At 70.0% G+C, this 15,632-nt stretch carries 14 protein-coding genes; 5 read left to right on the plus strand and 9 right to left on the minus strand.

The annotated features are described in order from the left end of the window. Nucleotides 1-27: 27 nt before the first annotated feature. On the plus strand, nt 28-276 hold the full coding sequence (locus MCHLDSM_RS08215) for a hypothetical protein (RefSeq protein WP_053082941.1): 249 nt from the start codon (nt 28-30) through the stop codon (nt 274-276). A gap of 18 nt (nt 277-294) precedes the next feature. Here the strand turns inward: MCHLDSM_RS08215 and ilvA are convergent, their stop codons facing one another. Next, nucleotides 295-1,584 carry a threonine ammonia-lyase IlvA gene (ilvA, locus tag MCHLDSM_RS08220; RefSeq protein ID WP_048470229.1) on the minus strand — a complete coding sequence of 430 codons (1,290 nt, stop codon included), beginning with the start codon at nt 1,582-1,584 and terminating at the stop codon, nt 295-297. An 89-nt stretch (nt 1,585-1,673) separates the two neighbouring features. Here ilvA and MCHLDSM_RS08225 point away from each other — a divergent pair, with 89 nt between their 5' ends. Then, nucleotides 1,674-1,904: a hypothetical protein gene (locus MCHLDSM_RS08225; RefSeq protein ID WP_048469647.1), complete on the plus strand. Its 231-nt coding sequence runs from the start codon at nt 1,674-1,676 to the stop codon at nt 1,902-1,904. Nucleotides 1,905-1,915: 11 nt separating this feature from the next. Here MCHLDSM_RS08225 and dnaE read toward each other — a convergent pair whose 3' ends face one another. The 5 genes from dnaE to lspA form a co-directional block, all read right to left on the minus strand. Continuing rightward, nucleotides 1,916-5,455: a DNA polymerase III subunit alpha gene (gene dnaE / locus MCHLDSM_RS08230; protein WP_048469648.1), complete on the minus strand. Its 3,540-nt coding sequence runs from the start codon at nt 5,453-5,455 to the stop codon at nt 1,916-1,918. Between the two features lie 71 nt (nt 5,456-5,526). Continuing rightward, nucleotides 5,527-6,186 carry a TetR/AcrR family transcriptional regulator gene (locus tag MCHLDSM_RS08235; protein WP_048469649.1) on the minus strand — a complete coding sequence of 220 codons (660 nt, stop codon included), beginning with the start codon at nt 6,184-6,186 and terminating at the stop codon, nt 5,527-5,529. 53 nt (nt 6,187-6,239) lie between these two features. Then, nucleotides 6,240-7,130 (minus strand): EamA family transporter RarD, encoded by an 891-nt coding sequence (gene rarD / locus MCHLDSM_RS08240; protein WP_048469650.1) that lies wholly within the window; start codon nt 7,128-7,130, stop codon nt 6,240-6,242. Continuing rightward, entirely contained in the window at nt 7,127-8,056 is a 930-nt protein-coding gene (locus MCHLDSM_RS08245) for an RluA family pseudouridine synthase (protein WP_048469651.1), read from the minus strand. Before MCHLDSM_RS08245 ends, rarD begins: the two co-directional genes overlap by 4 nt. After that, complete coding sequence (gene lspA / locus MCHLDSM_RS08250; protein ID WP_048418003.1) at nt 8,053-8,634, minus strand: signal peptidase II; 582 nt, start codon at nt 8,632-8,634, stop codon at nt 8,053-8,055. The genes MCHLDSM_RS08245 and lspA overlap by 4 nt, the downstream gene beginning before the upstream one ends. A gap of 41 nt (nt 8,635-8,675) precedes the next feature. On the opposite strand from lspA, the gene MCHLDSM_RS08255 reads away from it, so the two are divergent. Then, on the plus strand, nt 8,676-9,578 hold the full coding sequence (locus tag MCHLDSM_RS08255; RefSeq protein WP_048469652.1) for an asparaginase: 903 nt from the start codon (nt 8,676-8,678) through the stop codon (nt 9,576-9,578). On the opposite strand, the gene MCHLDSM_RS08260 is transcribed toward MCHLDSM_RS08255, so the two are convergent. Further along, nucleotides 9,543-10,931, minus strand: coding sequence for a DNA polymerase IV (locus MCHLDSM_RS08260; protein WP_082168798.1), 1,389 nt, complete (start codon nt 10,929-10,931; stop codon nt 9,543-9,545). The two genes, MCHLDSM_RS08255 and MCHLDSM_RS08260, sit on opposite strands and share 36 nt — an antisense overlap. Before the next feature lie 32 nt (nt 10,932-10,963). On the opposite strand from MCHLDSM_RS08260, the gene MCHLDSM_RS08265 reads away from it, so the two are divergent. Next, a complete protein-coding gene (locus MCHLDSM_RS08265) occupies nt 10,964-11,170 on the plus strand; it encodes an RNA-binding S4 domain-containing protein (RefSeq protein WP_407661851.1) in 207 nt (68 codons plus the stop codon). Between the two features lie 3 nt (nt 11,171-11,173). Here MCHLDSM_RS08265 and ileS read toward each other — a convergent pair whose 3' ends face one another. After that, nucleotides 11,174-14,290, minus strand: a complete 3,117-nt coding sequence (gene ileS, locus MCHLDSM_RS08270) for an isoleucine--tRNA ligase (RefSeq protein ID WP_048469653.1) — start codon at nt 14,288-14,290, stop codon at nt 11,174-11,176. A gap of 230 nt (nt 14,291-14,520) precedes the next feature. Further along, on the minus strand, nt 14,521-15,129 hold the full coding sequence (locus MCHLDSM_RS08275; RefSeq protein WP_048469654.1) for a hypothetical protein: 609 nt from the start codon (nt 15,127-15,129) through the stop codon (nt 14,521-14,523). Nucleotides 15,130-15,264: 135 nt separating this feature from the next. Here MCHLDSM_RS08275 and MCHLDSM_RS08280 point away from each other — a divergent pair, with 135 nt between their 5' ends. After that, nucleotides 15,265-15,627 (plus strand): hypothetical protein, encoded by a 363-nt coding sequence (locus MCHLDSM_RS08280; RefSeq protein WP_048417902.1) that lies wholly within the window; start codon nt 15,265-15,267, stop codon nt 15,625-15,627. Nucleotides 15,628-15,632: the final 5 nt, after the last annotated feature.

Raw genomic sequence — 15,632 nt, forward strand, 5'->3', positions numbered from 1 at the left:
GGTCATCCACAGGCGGCCGGCCTGTGGATGACCGAATACCCGGCCGTGGAGACCGCCACCGAACCGATCCGCTCGCCGGCCGATCTGCGGCAGCGCTGGCGGGCGTTGATGGGCCCGCTCGGATTCGGCGAGCGCCTGCTGCGCTTCGTGCTCGTCGGCCCGGATCGCTGCTTCCTCAAGGTGCTCAGTGACGTCGAATGCGCCGCAGACTTCGACGTGCCGGTCGAGCCGTTCTTCCGCGCCAACGACGAGGCGGTTGTGGCGGTCGCCGCGTGACGCTGTGGCCGTGCTGCGTCAGGTCAGGTAGCGGTAGGTCGGCGACCCCGGCTCGAGCAGCTCGACGTGGCACTCCGAGGTCTGCATGCGGGCGAGCAGACCGTCGAGGTCGGCGGCCGAGCCCATCTCGATGCCGACCAGTGCCTCACCGGTCTCCCGGTTGTTGCGCTTGACGTACTCGAACAGCGTGATGTCGTCGTTGGGGCCCAGCACCTCGTCGAGGAACCGGCGCAGGGCGCCGGGCTCCTGCGGGAAGTCGACCAGGAAGTAATGCTTCAGGCCGAGGTGCACCAGCGACCGCTCCAGCACCTCGCCGTAGCGGGACACGTCGTTGTTCCCGCCGGAGATCAGGCACACCACCGTCGAGCCGGGCTCGATGTCGGCGTCGAGCAGTGCCGCCACCGACAGCGCGCCGGCGGGCTCGGCGATGATGCCCTCGTTCTGGTAGAGGTCGAGCATCGCGGTGCACACCGCGCCCTCGTCGACCGTGGTGATCGACACCATGTCCCCCGCGGCCGACAGCGCCGCGAACGGCAGCGTGCCGACCCGGGCGACCGCGGCGCCGTCGACGAACTGGTCGACCTCGGTCAGTGTGACGGGCTCCCCCGTCGCCAGCGCGGCCACCAGGGCCGCCGCGCCCGCAGGCTCCACACCGAGCACCGACGTGGTGGCCGTGCGCTCGGCGAGGTACGTCGTCACACCGCTGATGCAGCCGCCGCCACCGACCGGCACGATCACCAGGTCCGGTTCCGCGCCGAGCTGCTCGAGGATCTCGACGGCGATGGTGCCCTGACCGGCCATCGTGCGCAGGTCGTCGTACGGCGGCACCAGCGTGGCCCCGGTGCGCGCGACGTCCTCGCGGGCCGCCTCGGCGGCCAGGTCGTAGGTCTTTCCTCCGACGATGAGCTCGATGAAGTCCCCGCCGTGATAGCGGATCCGATTGCGCTTCTGCTTGGGCGTCTTGGCCGGCACGTAGACCCGGCCGTGCACGCCCATCGAGCGGCACGCCAGCGCGAAGCCCTGCGCGTGGTTGCCCGCCGACGAGCACACCACGCCGGCCGCCTTCTCCTCCGGCGTCAACTGCATGAGCAGGTTGTAGGCGCCGCGCAGCTTGTACGAGCGCACCGCCTGCAGGTCCTCGCGCTTGAGGTAGACCTGCGCGCCGGTCAGCGCCGAGAGCCGGTCGCTGAACTGCAGCGGGGTCTGGGAGACCACGCCCGAAATTCGCCGAGCGGCCTCGTCGATGTCCGCGGCGCGCAGTGGCGCAGCGGGATCGATCCGGGGGCTCTGACTCAGCTCGGTGGACACGCCGACCATGGTGCCACTGGAACCCTCCCCAGCGGAAACGCGGGAGTTTCGGCTAGCCGAAAACTCTTCTGAGGGTTATCGTGGAACACATGACCACCGCGCAGGAATTCGGCGACGCCGTGACCCGTCCCGCCGGGACGGTGTCCATCGCCGGTGTGCCGTGGCCCACCTACAAGGTGGCGGCTCTGCTCATCGGTCTGATCGTCTTCGCCGTGGTCGCCACGACGACGGCATCAGCCGCTCCCGCCGTGCTCTCCGGCGCCGGGGTGGCCGCGATCGTATGGCTCACCGCGGGCCTGCTGGGCGCGCCGAAGGACTGAGCGCCCACCGCTCACCCGCCGAGGCAGCCCGGACCCAACAGCTCCTTCAGGTCACCCATCAGCGCCGACGACGGCGTCACCCGCAGGGACTGATCGAGCTCCAGCGTGGTGATGCGCTCCCCGCTGATCAGCCGCAGATGCACCTGTGCGGTGCCCGGATGCCGCGCCAGCACCTGCTTGAGCGCGCTGACCTTGTCGACGGTGCACTGCCGCGTCGGCAGGCTGACGGCCACGGGCCGGTTGACCTGGGCGCTGGAGAAGTCCGGCACGATCAGCTCGTTCGCGATCAGGGAGATCCGATCGTCACGGATCGCCACCTTCGCCCCGATCAGCACCACCACGTCGTCGGCGATCTCGGCGCCGAACATCGAGTACGTCTGCGGGAAGAACAGCACCTCGATGCCACCGGTGAGGTCCTCGATCTGCGCCGACGCCCAGGGCAGGCCGTTCTTGTTGACACGCCGGTTCACCGACGCGAGGATCCCGCCGACGCGGACCTGGGTGTCGTTGGCGACATCGCCGTCGAGGATCGCCGGGATCTGGGTGTCGACCTGCGCGGCGAGCAGATGCGCGATCCCGTTGAGCGGGTGACCGGACACGTACAGACCCAGCATCTCGCGTTCGAGGGCGAGCTTGTGCTTGTCCTCCCACTCGTCCTCGGGCACCTTGATCGTGAAGACCGCGTCCGTCGACGAACCGTCCTCGGAGCCACCGCCGAACAGGTCGAACTGCCCCATCGCCTCGGCCTTCTTGGTGCCGAGCACCGAGTCGACGGCGTCGGTGTGCACCAGGAACAGGCCCTTGCGCGGGTGGCCGAGCGAGTCGAAGGCGCCCGCCTTGATCAGCGATTCCGTCACCTTCTTGTTGCAGGCCGCGATGTCGATCTTGTTCAGGTAATCGGAGAAGTCGGTGTACTTACCCTTGTCCGCGCGTGTCTTCACCAGTGAGGCAACGACATTGGCGCCCACGTTGCGCACCGCCCCGAGCCCGAAGCGGATGTCGTTGCCGACCGAGGCGAAGTTCTGCACCGACTCGTTGACGTCCGGCGGCAGCACCGTGATGCCGAGGCGGCGGCAGTCGGCCAGGTAGACCGCGGCCTTGTCCTTGTCGTCGCCGACCGAGGTGAGCAGACCGGCCATGTACTCGGCCGGATAGTTCGCCTTCAGGTAGGCCGTCCAGTAGGACACCAGCCCGTAGCCGGCAGCGTGCGACTTGTTGAACGCGTAGCCGGCGAACGGAAGGATGGTGTCCCACAACGCCTTCACCGCGCCCTCGGAGAATCCGTTGGCGGTCATGCCCTCGCGGAAGCCCTTGTACTCGGCCTCGAGCACCTCGAGCTTCTTCTTGCCCATCGCCTTGCGCAGCGCGTCGGCCTTGCCCATCGTGTACGAGGCGACCTTCTGGGCGATGAACATGATCTGCTCTTGGTAGACGATCAGACCGTAGGTCTCCGACAGGATGTCCTTGAGCGGCTCCTCGAGTTCGGGGTGGATCGGTTTGATCGGCTGCCGGCCGTTCTTGCGGTCGGCGTAGTCGTTGTGGGCGTTCATGCCCATCGGGCCGGGCCGGTACAGCGCGAGCACGGCCACGATGTCGTTGAACTCGGTCGGCTGCATGCGGCGCAGCAGGTCGCGCATCGGCCCGCCGTCGAGTTGGAACACGCCCAGGGTGTCACCGCGCCCGAGCAACTCATAGGCCTTCGGGTCGTCGAGGGCCAGCGACTCCAGGTCGACGTCGACCCCGCGGTTGGCTTTGATGTTCTCAATGCAGTCGCCGATGATCGTCAGGTTCCGCAGGCCGAGGAAGTCCATCTTCAGCAGGCCGATGGCCTCGCACGACGGATAGTCCCAGCCGGTGATCACCGCGCCGTCCTGCGGCCGGCGCCACAGCGGGATCGCCTCGATGAGCGGCTCGGAGCTCATGATCACCGCGCACGCGTGCACGCCGGCGTTGCGGACCAGGCCCTCCAGGCCGCGGGCGGTCTCGTAGATCGTTCGCACGTCGGGGTCGGTGTCGATCAGCCCGCGGACCTCGGCGGCTTCCTTGTACCGCTCGTGGCTGGGGTCGGTGATGCCCGACAGCGGGATGTCCTTGGCCATGATCGGCGGCGGCAGCGCCTTGGTGATCCGGTCGGCGATCGCGAAGCCCGGCTGGCCGTAGTTGACGCGCGCCGAATCCTTGAGCGCGGCTTTGGTTTTGATGGTGCCGAAGGTGATGACCTGGGCGACGCGATCGCTGCCCCACTTGTTCGCGGCGTAGCGCAGCATCTCGCCGCGCCGGCGGTCGTCGAAGTCGATGTCGATGTCGGGCGCCGACGGCCGTTCCGGGTTCAGGAACCTCTCGAAGAGCAGACCGTGCGGGATCGGGTCGATGTTGGTGATCCCGAGCGCGTAGGCCACCAGCGAACCGGCGGCCGACCCGCGGCCGGGGCCGACCCGGATGTCGACCGACTTCGCGTAGTTGATCAGGTCGGCGACGATCAGGAAGTAGGACGGGAAGCCCTTGTCGCAGATGACCTTGATCTCGTATTCCGCGCGGTCGATGTAGTCCTGCCCGACCGCGCCGGGAAAGCGGCGCTCCAGCCCGGCCATCACCTCGTGCCGCAGCCACGACGCCTGGTCGTGCCCCTCGGGCACCGGGAAGATCGGCATCCGGTCCCGGACCGCCCACACGTCGGCGTAGGACTGCACCCGCTCGGCGATCAGCAGCGTGGAGTCGCACGCGCCGGGCACCTGGTCGTCCCACAGGGCGCGCATCTCGGCCGCGGACTTCAGGTAGTAGCCGTCACCGTCGAACTTGAAGCGCGTCGGATCCGAGAGCGTCTTGCCGGTCTGCACGCACAGCAGCGCCTCGTGGTTGCGCGAGGCGTCGCGGGTGACGTAGTGGCAGTCGTTGGTGGCCAGCGGCGGGATGCCGAGCTTCTGCCCGATCTCGAGCAGGCCCTCCCGGACCCGGCGTTCGATGTCGAGCCCGTGGTCCATCAGCTCGAGGAAGAAGTTCTCCGGACCGAAGATCTCCCGCCACTTGGCCGCGGCCGCCACGGCCTCGTCGAAGTGTCCGAGCCGCAGCCGGGTCTGCACCTCACCCGACGGGCAGCCGGTGGTGGCGATGATGCCCTCGGCGTGCTCGGCGATGATCTCGGCGTCCATCCGGGACCACTTCCCGAGCTGGCCCTCGAACGAGGCGAGCGACGACAGCTTGAACAGGTTGCGCAGCCCGGTCGCGTTCTCGGCGACCATCGTCATGTGCGTGTACGAGCCGCTGCCCGACACGTCGTCGGACTTCTGGCTGGGATCGCCCCACAGCACCCGTTTGGTCTCGAACCGCGACGCCGGGGCGATGTAGGCCTCGACGCCGATGATCGGCGTGATGCCCGCGTCGGTGGCCGCGTTGTAGAACTCGCTGGCGCCGAACATGTTTCCGTGGTCGGTCATGCCGATCGCGGGCATCTCGAGGCGTTGCGCCTCGGCGAGCATCGGCTTGACCTTCGCGGCACCGTCGAGCATCGAGTACTCGGTGTGGTTGTGGAGATGCACGAATGACCCGCTCATAGGCAGGCCAGTCTATGGCCGACCGCCGACAGCGCTCGGCGTGTCGCGGTGCGTGTCTCGCCGGCGCCGGCTCACGCGTCGACAGGCGCACCGATCGGCAATGTCAGCAATCCGTCATCGAATAGCTGTAACAATTGCCTGGCAACGATCGAAGCGGTGCCGTCCTCGGCGACGAAGCCGGCATGAAAGCCCATGCCCCAGAACAACGACGCCAGCATGTCGGCCACCCCGCGGGGGTCGGCGTCCGGCGCCAGTTCGCCGCTGCGGTGCGCGGCCTCGGCCAGGGCGTCGTAGAAGTCGTGGATCGCGGAGACCACCCGCTGGGCGGCCGCGCTGCGGTGCGGGCCACGGCGTTGCTCCACCCGGGCCGCGACGAGGAAGCGCATGGCAGCGGGGTCCTCGGCGCACATCCGCTGGACAGCGCTGGTGAAGGCGACGAGCTGCCGCCGAGGTTGCGGCTGTTCCTGCGCCTCGGCGATGCACGAGGTGATCTGAGCGTGCAGCTCACCCAGCAGGGTTTCGTAGACCTGCTCCCGGGTGCCGAAGTAATAGTGCAGCGTCGGCCTGCTCACCCCGGCCCGGGTCGCGATCTGCGCGAAGGTGGCGGCGGCGTACCCGCACTCGGCGATGACGTCGCGGGCGGCGCGCAGGATCGTGCGCCGGGTCTGTTCCGAGTCGGCGCCCACCGGGCGGCCGCGCCCTCTGACAACCGGCGACGTCGCATGCTCCACGGGCAAACGCTATGACATTGCTGCCAGCCGGTCAATCAGCAAATCCGCAAAGCTCACACGCGGGAGGGATGCGCGGCACGCCGATCGGCTCGCGCGCCACGCACCGCGTCGACGGTGAACACCAGCAGCGCCACCCAGATGAGCGCGAAGCCAAGCCAGCGTGCGGGCGGCATCGGCTCGTGGCCGACGAGCACTCCCCAGGACAGCTGCATCGCCGGCGTGAGGTAGAACAGCAGTCCCAGCGTCACCATGCGTAACCGCTGGGCGGCCGCGGCGAACAGGAGCAGCGGCAGCGCGGTCAGCACGCCCGCCAACATCATCAGCACCACGTGCCGCATCCCGTGATCGGTGAACGTGGCATGCCCGGAGAGCTGCAGCACCACCACGTAGGCCACCGCGAAGGGCGCCGCCAGACCCGCTTCCACCCCGACGCTGACCCGCGGGTCGGTCGGCACCAGCTTCTTCACCGCGCCGTACAGACCGAACGACAGCGCGAGGCCCAGCCCGATCAGCGGGGGCGACCCGACGTCGACCGTCAGCACCACGACCGCCGCGAGCGCGATCATCAGCGCGCCGACCTGCCAGCGGTTCAGCTTCTCCCGAAAGATGATCAGCCCCAACGCGATCGACACCAACGGGTTGATGAAGTAACCGAGCGCCGCGTCGACCACGTGACCGTTGTTGACCGCGTACACGTAGATCAGCCAGTTGACGGAAATCAGCGCCGCCGCCGCGGTCAACAGCAGCCACACCCGGCCGGTGATCTGCCGGAGGTCACCGAGCCGACGCACCGCGGTGACCACCACCACCATCAGCACGAAGCTCCAGATGATCCGGTGCGCCAGCACCTCGACCGCGCCTGCGGGTTTGAGCAGCGGGAAGAAGGCCGGGAACAGCCCCCACATGGCATAGGCGCCGGCGCCGAAGAGCAGTCCGGACCTCACAGGCGCTGATCGCGCAGCACGTCCAGCGCGTGCTGCAGATCGGCCGGATACGGGCTGGTGATCTCGATCCGGCGGCCGTCGGCGGGATGGGCGAAGGCCAGCGAGCGCGCGTGCAGCCACTGCCGTTCCAGGCCGAGCCGGGCGGCCAGCGTCGGATCGGCGCCGTAGGTCAGGTCACCGCAGCACGGATGGTGCAGCGCGGCGAAGTGCACCCGGATCTGATGGGTGCGGCCGGTCTCGAGGTGGATGTCGAGGAGGCTCGCGGCCTGGTGGGCCTCCACCGTGTCGTAGTGCGTCACGCTGTTGCGTCCGCCCTCGACGACCGCGAACTTCCAGTCGTGTCCGCGGTGCCGGCCGATCGGGGCGTCGATGGTGCCGCTGGACGGATCCGGATGCCCCTGCACCAGGGCGTGGTAGCGCTTGTCCACGGTGCGCTGCTTGAACGCCCGCTTCAGCGCGGTGTAGGCCCGCTCGGACAGCGCCACCACCATGACGCCGGAGGTGCCGACGTCGAGGCGGTGCACGATGCCCTGGCGTTCGTGGATCCCCGACGTGCTGATCCGGAAGCCCGCGGCGGCGAGGCCGCCGAGCACGGTGGGGCCGTGCCAGCCGACGGTGGCGTGCGCGGCGACACCGGGCGGTTTGTCGACCGCGACGATGTCCTCGTCGGAGTAGAGGATGCCCATCCCCTCGATCTCCTCGGGCGTGTTCTCCACGGGCGCGGGCGCTTCGGGCAGCCGCACCTCGAGCCACGCGCCGGCGGTCAGCTTGTCGGATTTGCCGGCCGGGGCGCCGTCCAGGTCGACGCCGCCCTCCTCGGCCAGGGCGGCCGCCGCGGTCCGCGACAGCCCCAGCAGCCGGGCCAGGCCCGCATCGACGCGCATCCCGGCCAGCCCCTCGGGCACGGGCATCGACCGGGTCGTCATCGGGTGTCGCCGCCGTCGGGCCGGCGCCTCCCCGTGGTGTCGAAGTCGTAGCCGAACAGCGACAACACCACCAGCAGGATCGCCCCGCCGACGACCGACGGGTCGGCCACGTTGAACACCGGCCACCACCCGATCGACAGGAAGTCGACGACGTGGCCGCGCAGCGGCCCGGGCGACCGGAAGAATCGGTCGACCAGGTTGCCCATCGCACCGCCCAGGATCATCCCGAGGCCGACCGCCCACCACGGCGAGACCAGCCGCCGGCCCATCCAGATGATGCCGATGACGACGCCGGTGGCGACCAGCGTGAGCACCCACGTGTAGCCGGTGGCCATCGAGAACGCCGCCCCGGAGTTGCGCACCAGCGTCCAGGTCACGGTGTCGCCGATGATCGACACGGGCTGGCCGGGGGTCAGCAGCTTGACCGCGAGCACCTTGGTGACGATGTCGGCCACGAGCACCACACCCGCCACGGTGAGCAGGAGGCGAAGCCGTCGTCGCGGTGATCCGCCGGCTGCCGGTTCCACGGCAGGCTCGCCGGTCGCCGGTTCGGCGGGGCTCGAAGATTCGTCAGTCACGCCGACCATCATCCCAGGCGCGGTGATGCAGAATTCCAGCCATGGGCCGCCTTGTCGTCGTCGCCACCGGCGGCACCATCTCCACCAGTGCCGACGCCGAGGGCGTCAAACGCCCCACCCGGTCGGGCGCCGACCTCACCGAGGGGCTCGACGTCGAGGTGATCGAGGCCATGCGCGCCGACAGCTCGCAGCTGACCCCGGCGGACTGGGACGTCGTCGCCGCCGCGGTGCACCGCGCAGCCGGGACCGGGGACGTCGACGGCGTCGTCGTCACGCACGGCACCGACACCATGGAGGAGACCGCGCTGTGGCTGGAGCTCACCTACGACGGCGCGGTGCCCGTGGTCCTGACCGGCGCGCAGCGCAGCGCCGACGACCCGGACGCCGACGGCCCCGCCAATCTGCGGCAGGCGCTGGCGGTGGCGGCCGACCCGGGCTCGCGCGGCGTCGGGGTGGTGGTCGCGTTCGCCGGGGAGGTGTTCGAGGCGCTGGGGCTGGCGAAGGTCAGCATAACCGGTCGGCAGAGTTTCGCGGGCCGGCCGCTCGGACCGGACCGTCGTCGGCCCTCTCTGGGCCGGCTGCGCGCCGCCGAGGCGCCGCGGGTCGACATCGTCGCGGCCTACCCGGGCGCGGACAGCGTCGCGCTCGACGCCTGTGTGGCCGCCGGCGCGCGCGGCATCGTGATCGAAGGGCTGGGCGCGGGCAACGCGGGCACCGCGCTGATCGACGGCGTCGCGCGGCACTGCGCGGCCGGCGTCGCGGTGGCGGTGTCGACGCGGGTCCCCGGCGGCCGGGTCAGCCCCGGGTACGCGCCGGGCCGCGACCTGATGGCGGCCGGTGCGGTCGTGGTGCCGACGCTGCGACCGCCGCAGGCGCGGGTGCTGCTGATCGCGGCGCTGGCCGCCGGCTCACCGGCCGGGGAGGTCTTCGCCCGCTGGGGCTGACGGCTCCCGGCCCATCGCCTCGACGTAATCCGGCCAGTCCAGGCTGTCCACCGGATTGGCGCGGGTCAGCGCGGGGTCGTCGACGGGGAACGTGCGGGCCGTGCCCGGGCCTGACGCCCGCGTCTCGAACCGGACGGTCATCACCCCGTGGCCGGCGCCCTGCACCCAGCCGTGCCCGTGCGCAGCGTGACGGACGTCGTCGCCGATCCGCCACGCGGGCGCGGCGGCCGCGACATCGGACAGGGTGGCCGGCACGCCCGCATCGGACGTCTCCTCCATCGCCAGCTCCGGATCGGCGAAGAGCGGCTCCTGGCGGACCTCGGTGAGTCCCGAAAAGCCCACGCCGACAAGGCGGACCGGCCCGATCTCGACCGGGTCGAGCAGCAGCCGGCGCGCGGTGCCGATCAGCGTCGCGGCCTCGGTGGTCGCGTAGGGCAGCGTCGCGGATCGGGTCAGGGTGCTCATGTCGGAGCGCTTGAGCTTGACGGTGATGGTGCGTGCGCCGCGGCCGTCCTTCTGCAGCCGCCGGTGCGCATGGTCGCCGATCGGGCCGATCGCCTCGCGCAACTGGGCCAGCGTGATGAGGTCCTCGGCGAACGTCGACTCGGCGCTGATCTGCTTGGCCGGCGCGTTCTCGGCGACCGGTCGGTCGTCGACGCCCCGTGCGAGGCGGTGCAGCGCCGGTCCGACCGTCGCGCCAAGGACGTCGGCCACCTCCCGTTCGGTGAGCGCGGCCAGCGCGCCGATCGTCTCGATGCCCAGCCGGTGCAACCTGTCCTCGGCCACCGGCCCGATGCCCCACAGCCGGCGCACGGGCAGGCCGGCGAGCAGCGTCGACTCCTCGTCGCGGGGCACGACCCGGACACCGTCCGGTTTGGCCAGGCCCGAGGCGATCTTGGCGATCTGCTTGCCCGAGCCCGCCCCCACCGAGGCCACCAGGCCCGTGACGTCGCGCACGTCGGCGCGCAGCCGCTGACAGAACCCCTCCACCTCGGCAGCGCTCGCGCCAGCCAGCTCGGGCGGCTCACCGAACGCCTCGTCGTAGGAAAGCTGTTCCAGCACAGGCACTTTGGACCGCACCGTGTCGAACACCCGACGGCTGGCCAGCCCGTAGACCACGCCGCGCGGAGGCAGCACCACCGCGCCGGCACCCACCTGACGGCGGGCCTGGTGCATCGGCATCGCCGAGCGCGCGCCGAACACCCGCGCCTCGTAGCTGGCCCCGGCCACCACGCCGCGCCCCCCGAGGCCGCCGACGAGCACCGGCCGGCCCCGCAGCGTCGGCCGCGTCAGCTGCTCGACCGACGCGAAGAACGCGTCCATGTCCAGGTGCAGCACCCATCGCGCGCCCACACCGCGACTGTAGGCGGGCTAACGTGGCGGGCGTGCACGACGTACCGATCCGCGACGAGACCATCCGGCTGGGCCAGTTCCTCAAGCTGGCGAACCTCATCGACAGCGGCGCCGACGCCAAGGAGGCGATCGCCGACGGTCAGGTCCTGGTCAACGACGAGGTCGAGACGCGACGCGGCCGCCAGCTGCGCAGCGGCGACGTGGTCACCTTCGGCGGGCAGAACGCGCGCGTCGGCTGACCGTCACACCTTGGCGATGCTGACCCGCACGCCGTCGCCGATCTCGGCACCGTCGGCGGGCTCGCCGAACGCGAAGTCGGTGGCCAGGATCTCACCGGCGATCAACCCCGCGTGCGTGCGCGCCCACGGCTCCTTGTCGGCGGGTACGGCCATGACGACCGCGATCCGGTCGGAGACGTCCAGGCCCGTCGCCTTGCGCAGGTCCTGCAGCTCCCGGATCCGGTCCTTGGCCCAGCCCTCGGCCTCGAGCTCCTCGGTGAGGGTGCCGTCGAGCACCACCAGACCCGCGCCGTCGGGCATCGCCGCGGTCCACTCCGGGTCGGCGGCCACCAGCCGGGAGGTGAACTCCTCGGGCAGCAGCACCGCCGGGCCAGCTGTCAGCGTGCCGTCCGCGTTGAGCACGCCCTCCCCCGCCTTCACCGCCTTGATCGCGGCCTGCACGTCCTTGCCGATGCGGGGCCCGGCGGCGCGGGCGTTGACCGCGAGCTCGAAACGGCCGTGCGCGGCGATGTCGTCGGTGAGTTCGACGGCCTTGACGTTGAGCTCGTCGGCGATCAGGTCGCGGTAGGGCACCAGCCGTTGCGGGTCATCCACCGCCACAGTGAGTTTCAGCAGCGGTAGCCGCACCCGCAGCTTCTTGGCCTTGCGCAGCGACGAGCCCACCGACGTGACCTCACGCACCAGGTCCATGTCGGCGACCAACTGCGGGTCGGCGGGTAGCGAGCCCGCCTCGGGCCAGTCGGTGAGGTGCACCGAGCGCTCGCCGGTCAGGTCCCGCCAGATCCGCTCGGTGGTCAGCGGCAGCAGCGGCGCGGCCAGCCGGCTCGTCACCTCCAGCACGGTGTGCAGCGTGTCGATCGCGTCGCGGTCCTCCTCCCAGAAGCGCGAACGCGACCGTCGCACATACCAGTTCGTCAGCGCTTCGGTGAACTGCCGCAGCTGGTCGCACGCCACCGAGATGTCGCAGACATCCAGGGATTCGGTCAGCTCGTCGCGCAGCGCGGCGAGCTTGGCCAGGATGTAGCGGTCCAGCACGTGGGTGGAGTCGGTGCGCCAGGTGCCCTTCTGGGGAGCGTAGAGCGCCAGGAAGGCGTACGCGTTCCACAGCGGGAGCAGCACCTGCCGGACACCCTCGCGGATGCCCTGCTCGGTGACCACGAGATTGCCGCCGCGCAGAATCGGCGAGGCCATCAGGAACCAGCGCATCGCGTCGGATCCGTCCCGGTCGAACACCTCGGTGACGTCGGGATAGTTACGCAGCGACTTGCTCATCTTCTGGCCGTCGTTGCCCAGCACGATGCCGTGGCTGACGCACGTCCGGAAGGCCGGGCGGTCGAACAGCGCGGTCGCCAGGACGTGCAGCGTGTAGAACCAGCCGCGGGTCTGGCCGATGTACTCGACGATGAAGTCGCCGGGGAAGTGCGACTCGAACCAGTCCTGGTTCTCGAAGGGATAGTGCACCTGCCCGTAGGGCATCGAGCCCGAGTCGAACCACACGTCGAACACGTCCTCGATGCGCCGCATCGTCGAGCGCCCGGTCGGATCGTCGGGATTGGGCCGGGTCAGCTCGTCGATGTAGGGCCGGTGCAGGTTGTCCGGACGCACCCCGAAGTCGCGTTCGAGCTCGTCGAGGCTGCCGTAGACGTCGATGCGCGGATAGGCCGGGTCATCGGACTTCCACACCGGAATCGGGCTGCCCCAGTACCGGTTCCGCGAGATCGACCAGTCGCGGGCGCCGGCCAGCCACTTGCCGAACTGACCGTCCTTGACGTGTTCGGGGTACCAGGTGATCTGCTGGTTCAGCTCGACCATGCGGTCGCGGATCTCGGTGACCTTGATGAACCACGACGACACCGCCCGGTAGATCAAGGGGTTCCGGCAGCGCCAGCAGTGCGGGTAGGAGTGCTCGTAGCTGTCGTGGCGCAGCAGCACCGCACCGTTGAGGGCGGCGCTGCCCGCACCGTTCTTGAGATCACGGATGATCTGCGGGTTCGCGTCGAACACGTGCTGTCCGGCGTAGTCGGGCACGGTCGCGTCGAAGCGGCCCCGGGCGTCGACAGGGGTGACGGCCTCGATCCCGCCGGCCGTGGCGGTCGCCATGTCGTCCTCGCCGTAGGCCGGGGACATGTGCACCAGGCCGGTGCCGTCCTCGGTGCTGACGAAATCGCCCGGCAGCACGCGGAAAGCGTTGGGCGAGTCCATGAAGTACGGGAACGGCGGGGCGTAGGTGACGTCGAGGAGATCTCGGCCGGTGTAGGTGGCCACCACGGTGGGCTCGTCGCCGAGCTCGCGGGCGTAGGCGCCCAGCCGGGCCTCGGCAAGGATGTAGCGCCGGCCGTCATGCTCGACCACCACGTAGCTGACGTCCGGATTCACGGCCACCGCCTGGTTGGACGGCAACGTCCACGGCGTCGTGGTCCAGATCAGCAGATAGGCCCCGACGAGGTCGGCGCGTGGACCGCCGACGATCCGGAACCCGACCGTGAGCGCGGGATCCTGGCGGCTCTGGTAGACGTCGTCGTCCATCCGCAGCTCGTGGCTGGACAGCGGCGTCTCGTCGTTCCAGCAGTACGGCAGCACCCGGTAGCCCTCGTAGGCCAGGCCCTTGTCCCACAGCTGCTTGAACGCCCACAGCACCGACTCCATGAAGCCGATGTCGAGGGTCTTGTAGTCGTTGTCGAAGTCCACCCAGCGGGCCTGGCGGGTGACATAGCTGCGCCACTCGCCGGTGTACTTGAGCACCGACGCGCGGCAGGCGTCGTTGAACTTCTCGATGCCGAGTTCCTCGATCTGCGCCTTGCCGGTGATGGCGAGCTGGCGCTGCACCTCGAGTTCGGCGGGCAGTCCGTGGGTGTCCCAGCCGAACCGCCGGTCGACCTTGAACCCGCGCATGGTGCGGTAGCGCGGCACGATGTCCTTGACGTAGCCGGTGAGCAGGTGGCCGTAGTGGGGCAGGCCGTTGGCGAACGGCGGGCCGTCGTAGAACACGTACTCGGGGGCGCCCTCGCGGTGCGCGATGCTCGCGCGGAACGTGTCGTCGCGGTCCCAGTAGTCGAGGACCTCGAGCTCGAGGCTCGGGAAGTCGGGCGATCCACTCGCCGGCTTGGGGTAGGCGCTCACGGCGTCTGTTCTCCTGTGCCAGGTTCCAGGCACGGGGACGACGCCGCGCTTCGCGCGAACACCGCGGTACCACCCCGCTTGCGTACCTGCGGTACGCCGCTCATTCGCAGGCTGTGACGGGCCCACCCGTTCGGGTCTAGTGAGCACGCGCTGCGTGCCGTTCTTCCGAAGGCTCCCCGGTGATGGCCGGATCGACGCCAGTGGCCCACAGTCTAGCGGGCCGGGAGACGCTACAGCGGAGCGCCGGCGTCCGAGGTGATCTCGATCAGGGCGAGGGGGAACTGCTCGGCCATCTCCTCGACCGAGTAGCCGTCCAGCCGCGCCGCGTCGTAGGCCCACTGCAGGTGCAACAGGCCGTCGATGCGCAGCACCCGCAACTCGAGGGCCGCGGTCGCCGCGGTGTCGTCGTCGGCGACCGGGTCGATCGTCAGCGCGATCTCCGCGGGGGCGCCGTGGTGACCCGACGCCGCGGCGAGCGCGTTGTGGGCACCCTGCAGCATCTCGCTGGGCCCCATGGGCCAGGAGGCCGCGCACAGCAGCGAGACGGGGCGCGCCTGCCGATGCTGCCCCGTGCGGACGTCGACGGTGACCGCGCCCTCGCCGCGGGTCCGCCCGAAGGTGCGGCCCAGCGCCGCCAGCAGGATCTCCTCGGGCTGCACGCCGAGCCACTCGGCGGCGCCGTCGATCTCCTCGGCCAATTCGCTCGGCGGAGCGGTGGCGCATCGGGCCCGCTGCGCCCCCGAACACGGCGCCGCAGCGCGATCGAACACATCCAGCGCTATCGGCGCGGAATTGACGAAAGTGTGCTTGACCTCGTCAGGCAGGTAAGGAGCGACCATGCAGCTAACCGTACAGGGGTTGTCCCAGATTTGGGAGACTGCTCCCAAAACTGTGACGGCCGTGTCAATTAAGAATGTGTTATCTGTTTGCCGGCGGGGGCTGACCAGAACCGGCGCACGGTTTACAGTGGTCAGGTGCCCAGGACGGACGAGAACGGCAGACAGCTCAAAGCCCTGCTCGACTATCTCCTCGACGGGGAGATCGATGCGAAAGACATCTACGACGCCCTCGGCACGTCCAGCAGTACCTATTACCGGCGCATCAAGGAGCCGGACTACCCCAACGCCGAGGAGCTGCGGCGCGTGGCGGACCGGTTCGATCTGAGCTACCCGGATCTGCAGATCCAGTTCGGCCTGATGACCCGGCAGGAAGTCTTCAGTTACGTCGAGTCCGCGCGCGCGGCGGTGGCGACCCGGCAGAAGACGGCGCAGGCGCCGGTCCGACGCATCCCGCGGTTGTCCGAGCTGACGCCGCGGCTGGACGCTCCGCCGCTGTAGATCGG

The sequence above is a fragment of the Mycolicibacterium chlorophenolicum genome (assembly GCF_001044235.1).
GTDB lineage: Bacteria > Actinomycetota > Actinomycetes > Mycobacteriales > Mycobacteriaceae > Mycobacterium > Mycobacterium chlorophenolicum.

What these genes read in the sequence shown, in the direction of transcription:
- MCHLDSM_RS08255 (WP_048469652.1), top strand. Translation starts at nt 8,676, where the DNA reads ATGGGCCGCCTTGTCGTCGTCGCCACCGGCGGCACCATCTCCACCAGT.
- MCHLDSM_RS08245 (WP_048469651.1), bottom strand. Translation starts at nt 8,056, where the DNA reads ATGACGACCCGGTCGATGCCCGTGCCCGAGGGGCTGGCCGGGATGCGC.
- MCHLDSM_RS08225 (WP_048469647.1), top strand. Translation starts at nt 1,674, where the DNA reads ATGACCACCGCGCAGGAATTCGGCGACGCCGTGACCCGTCCCGCCGGG.
- MCHLDSM_RS08275 (WP_048469654.1), bottom strand. Translation starts at nt 15,129, where the DNA reads ATGGTCGCTCCTTACCTGCCTGACGAGGTCAAGCACACTTTCGTCAAT.
- dnaE (WP_048469648.1), bottom strand. Translation starts at nt 5,455, where the DNA reads ATGAGCGGGTCATTCGTGCATCTCCACAACCACACCGAGTACTCGATG.
- MCHLDSM_RS08215 (WP_053082941.1), top strand. Translation starts at nt 28, where the DNA reads ATGACCGAATACCCGGCCGTGGAGACCGCCACCGAACCGATCCGCTCG.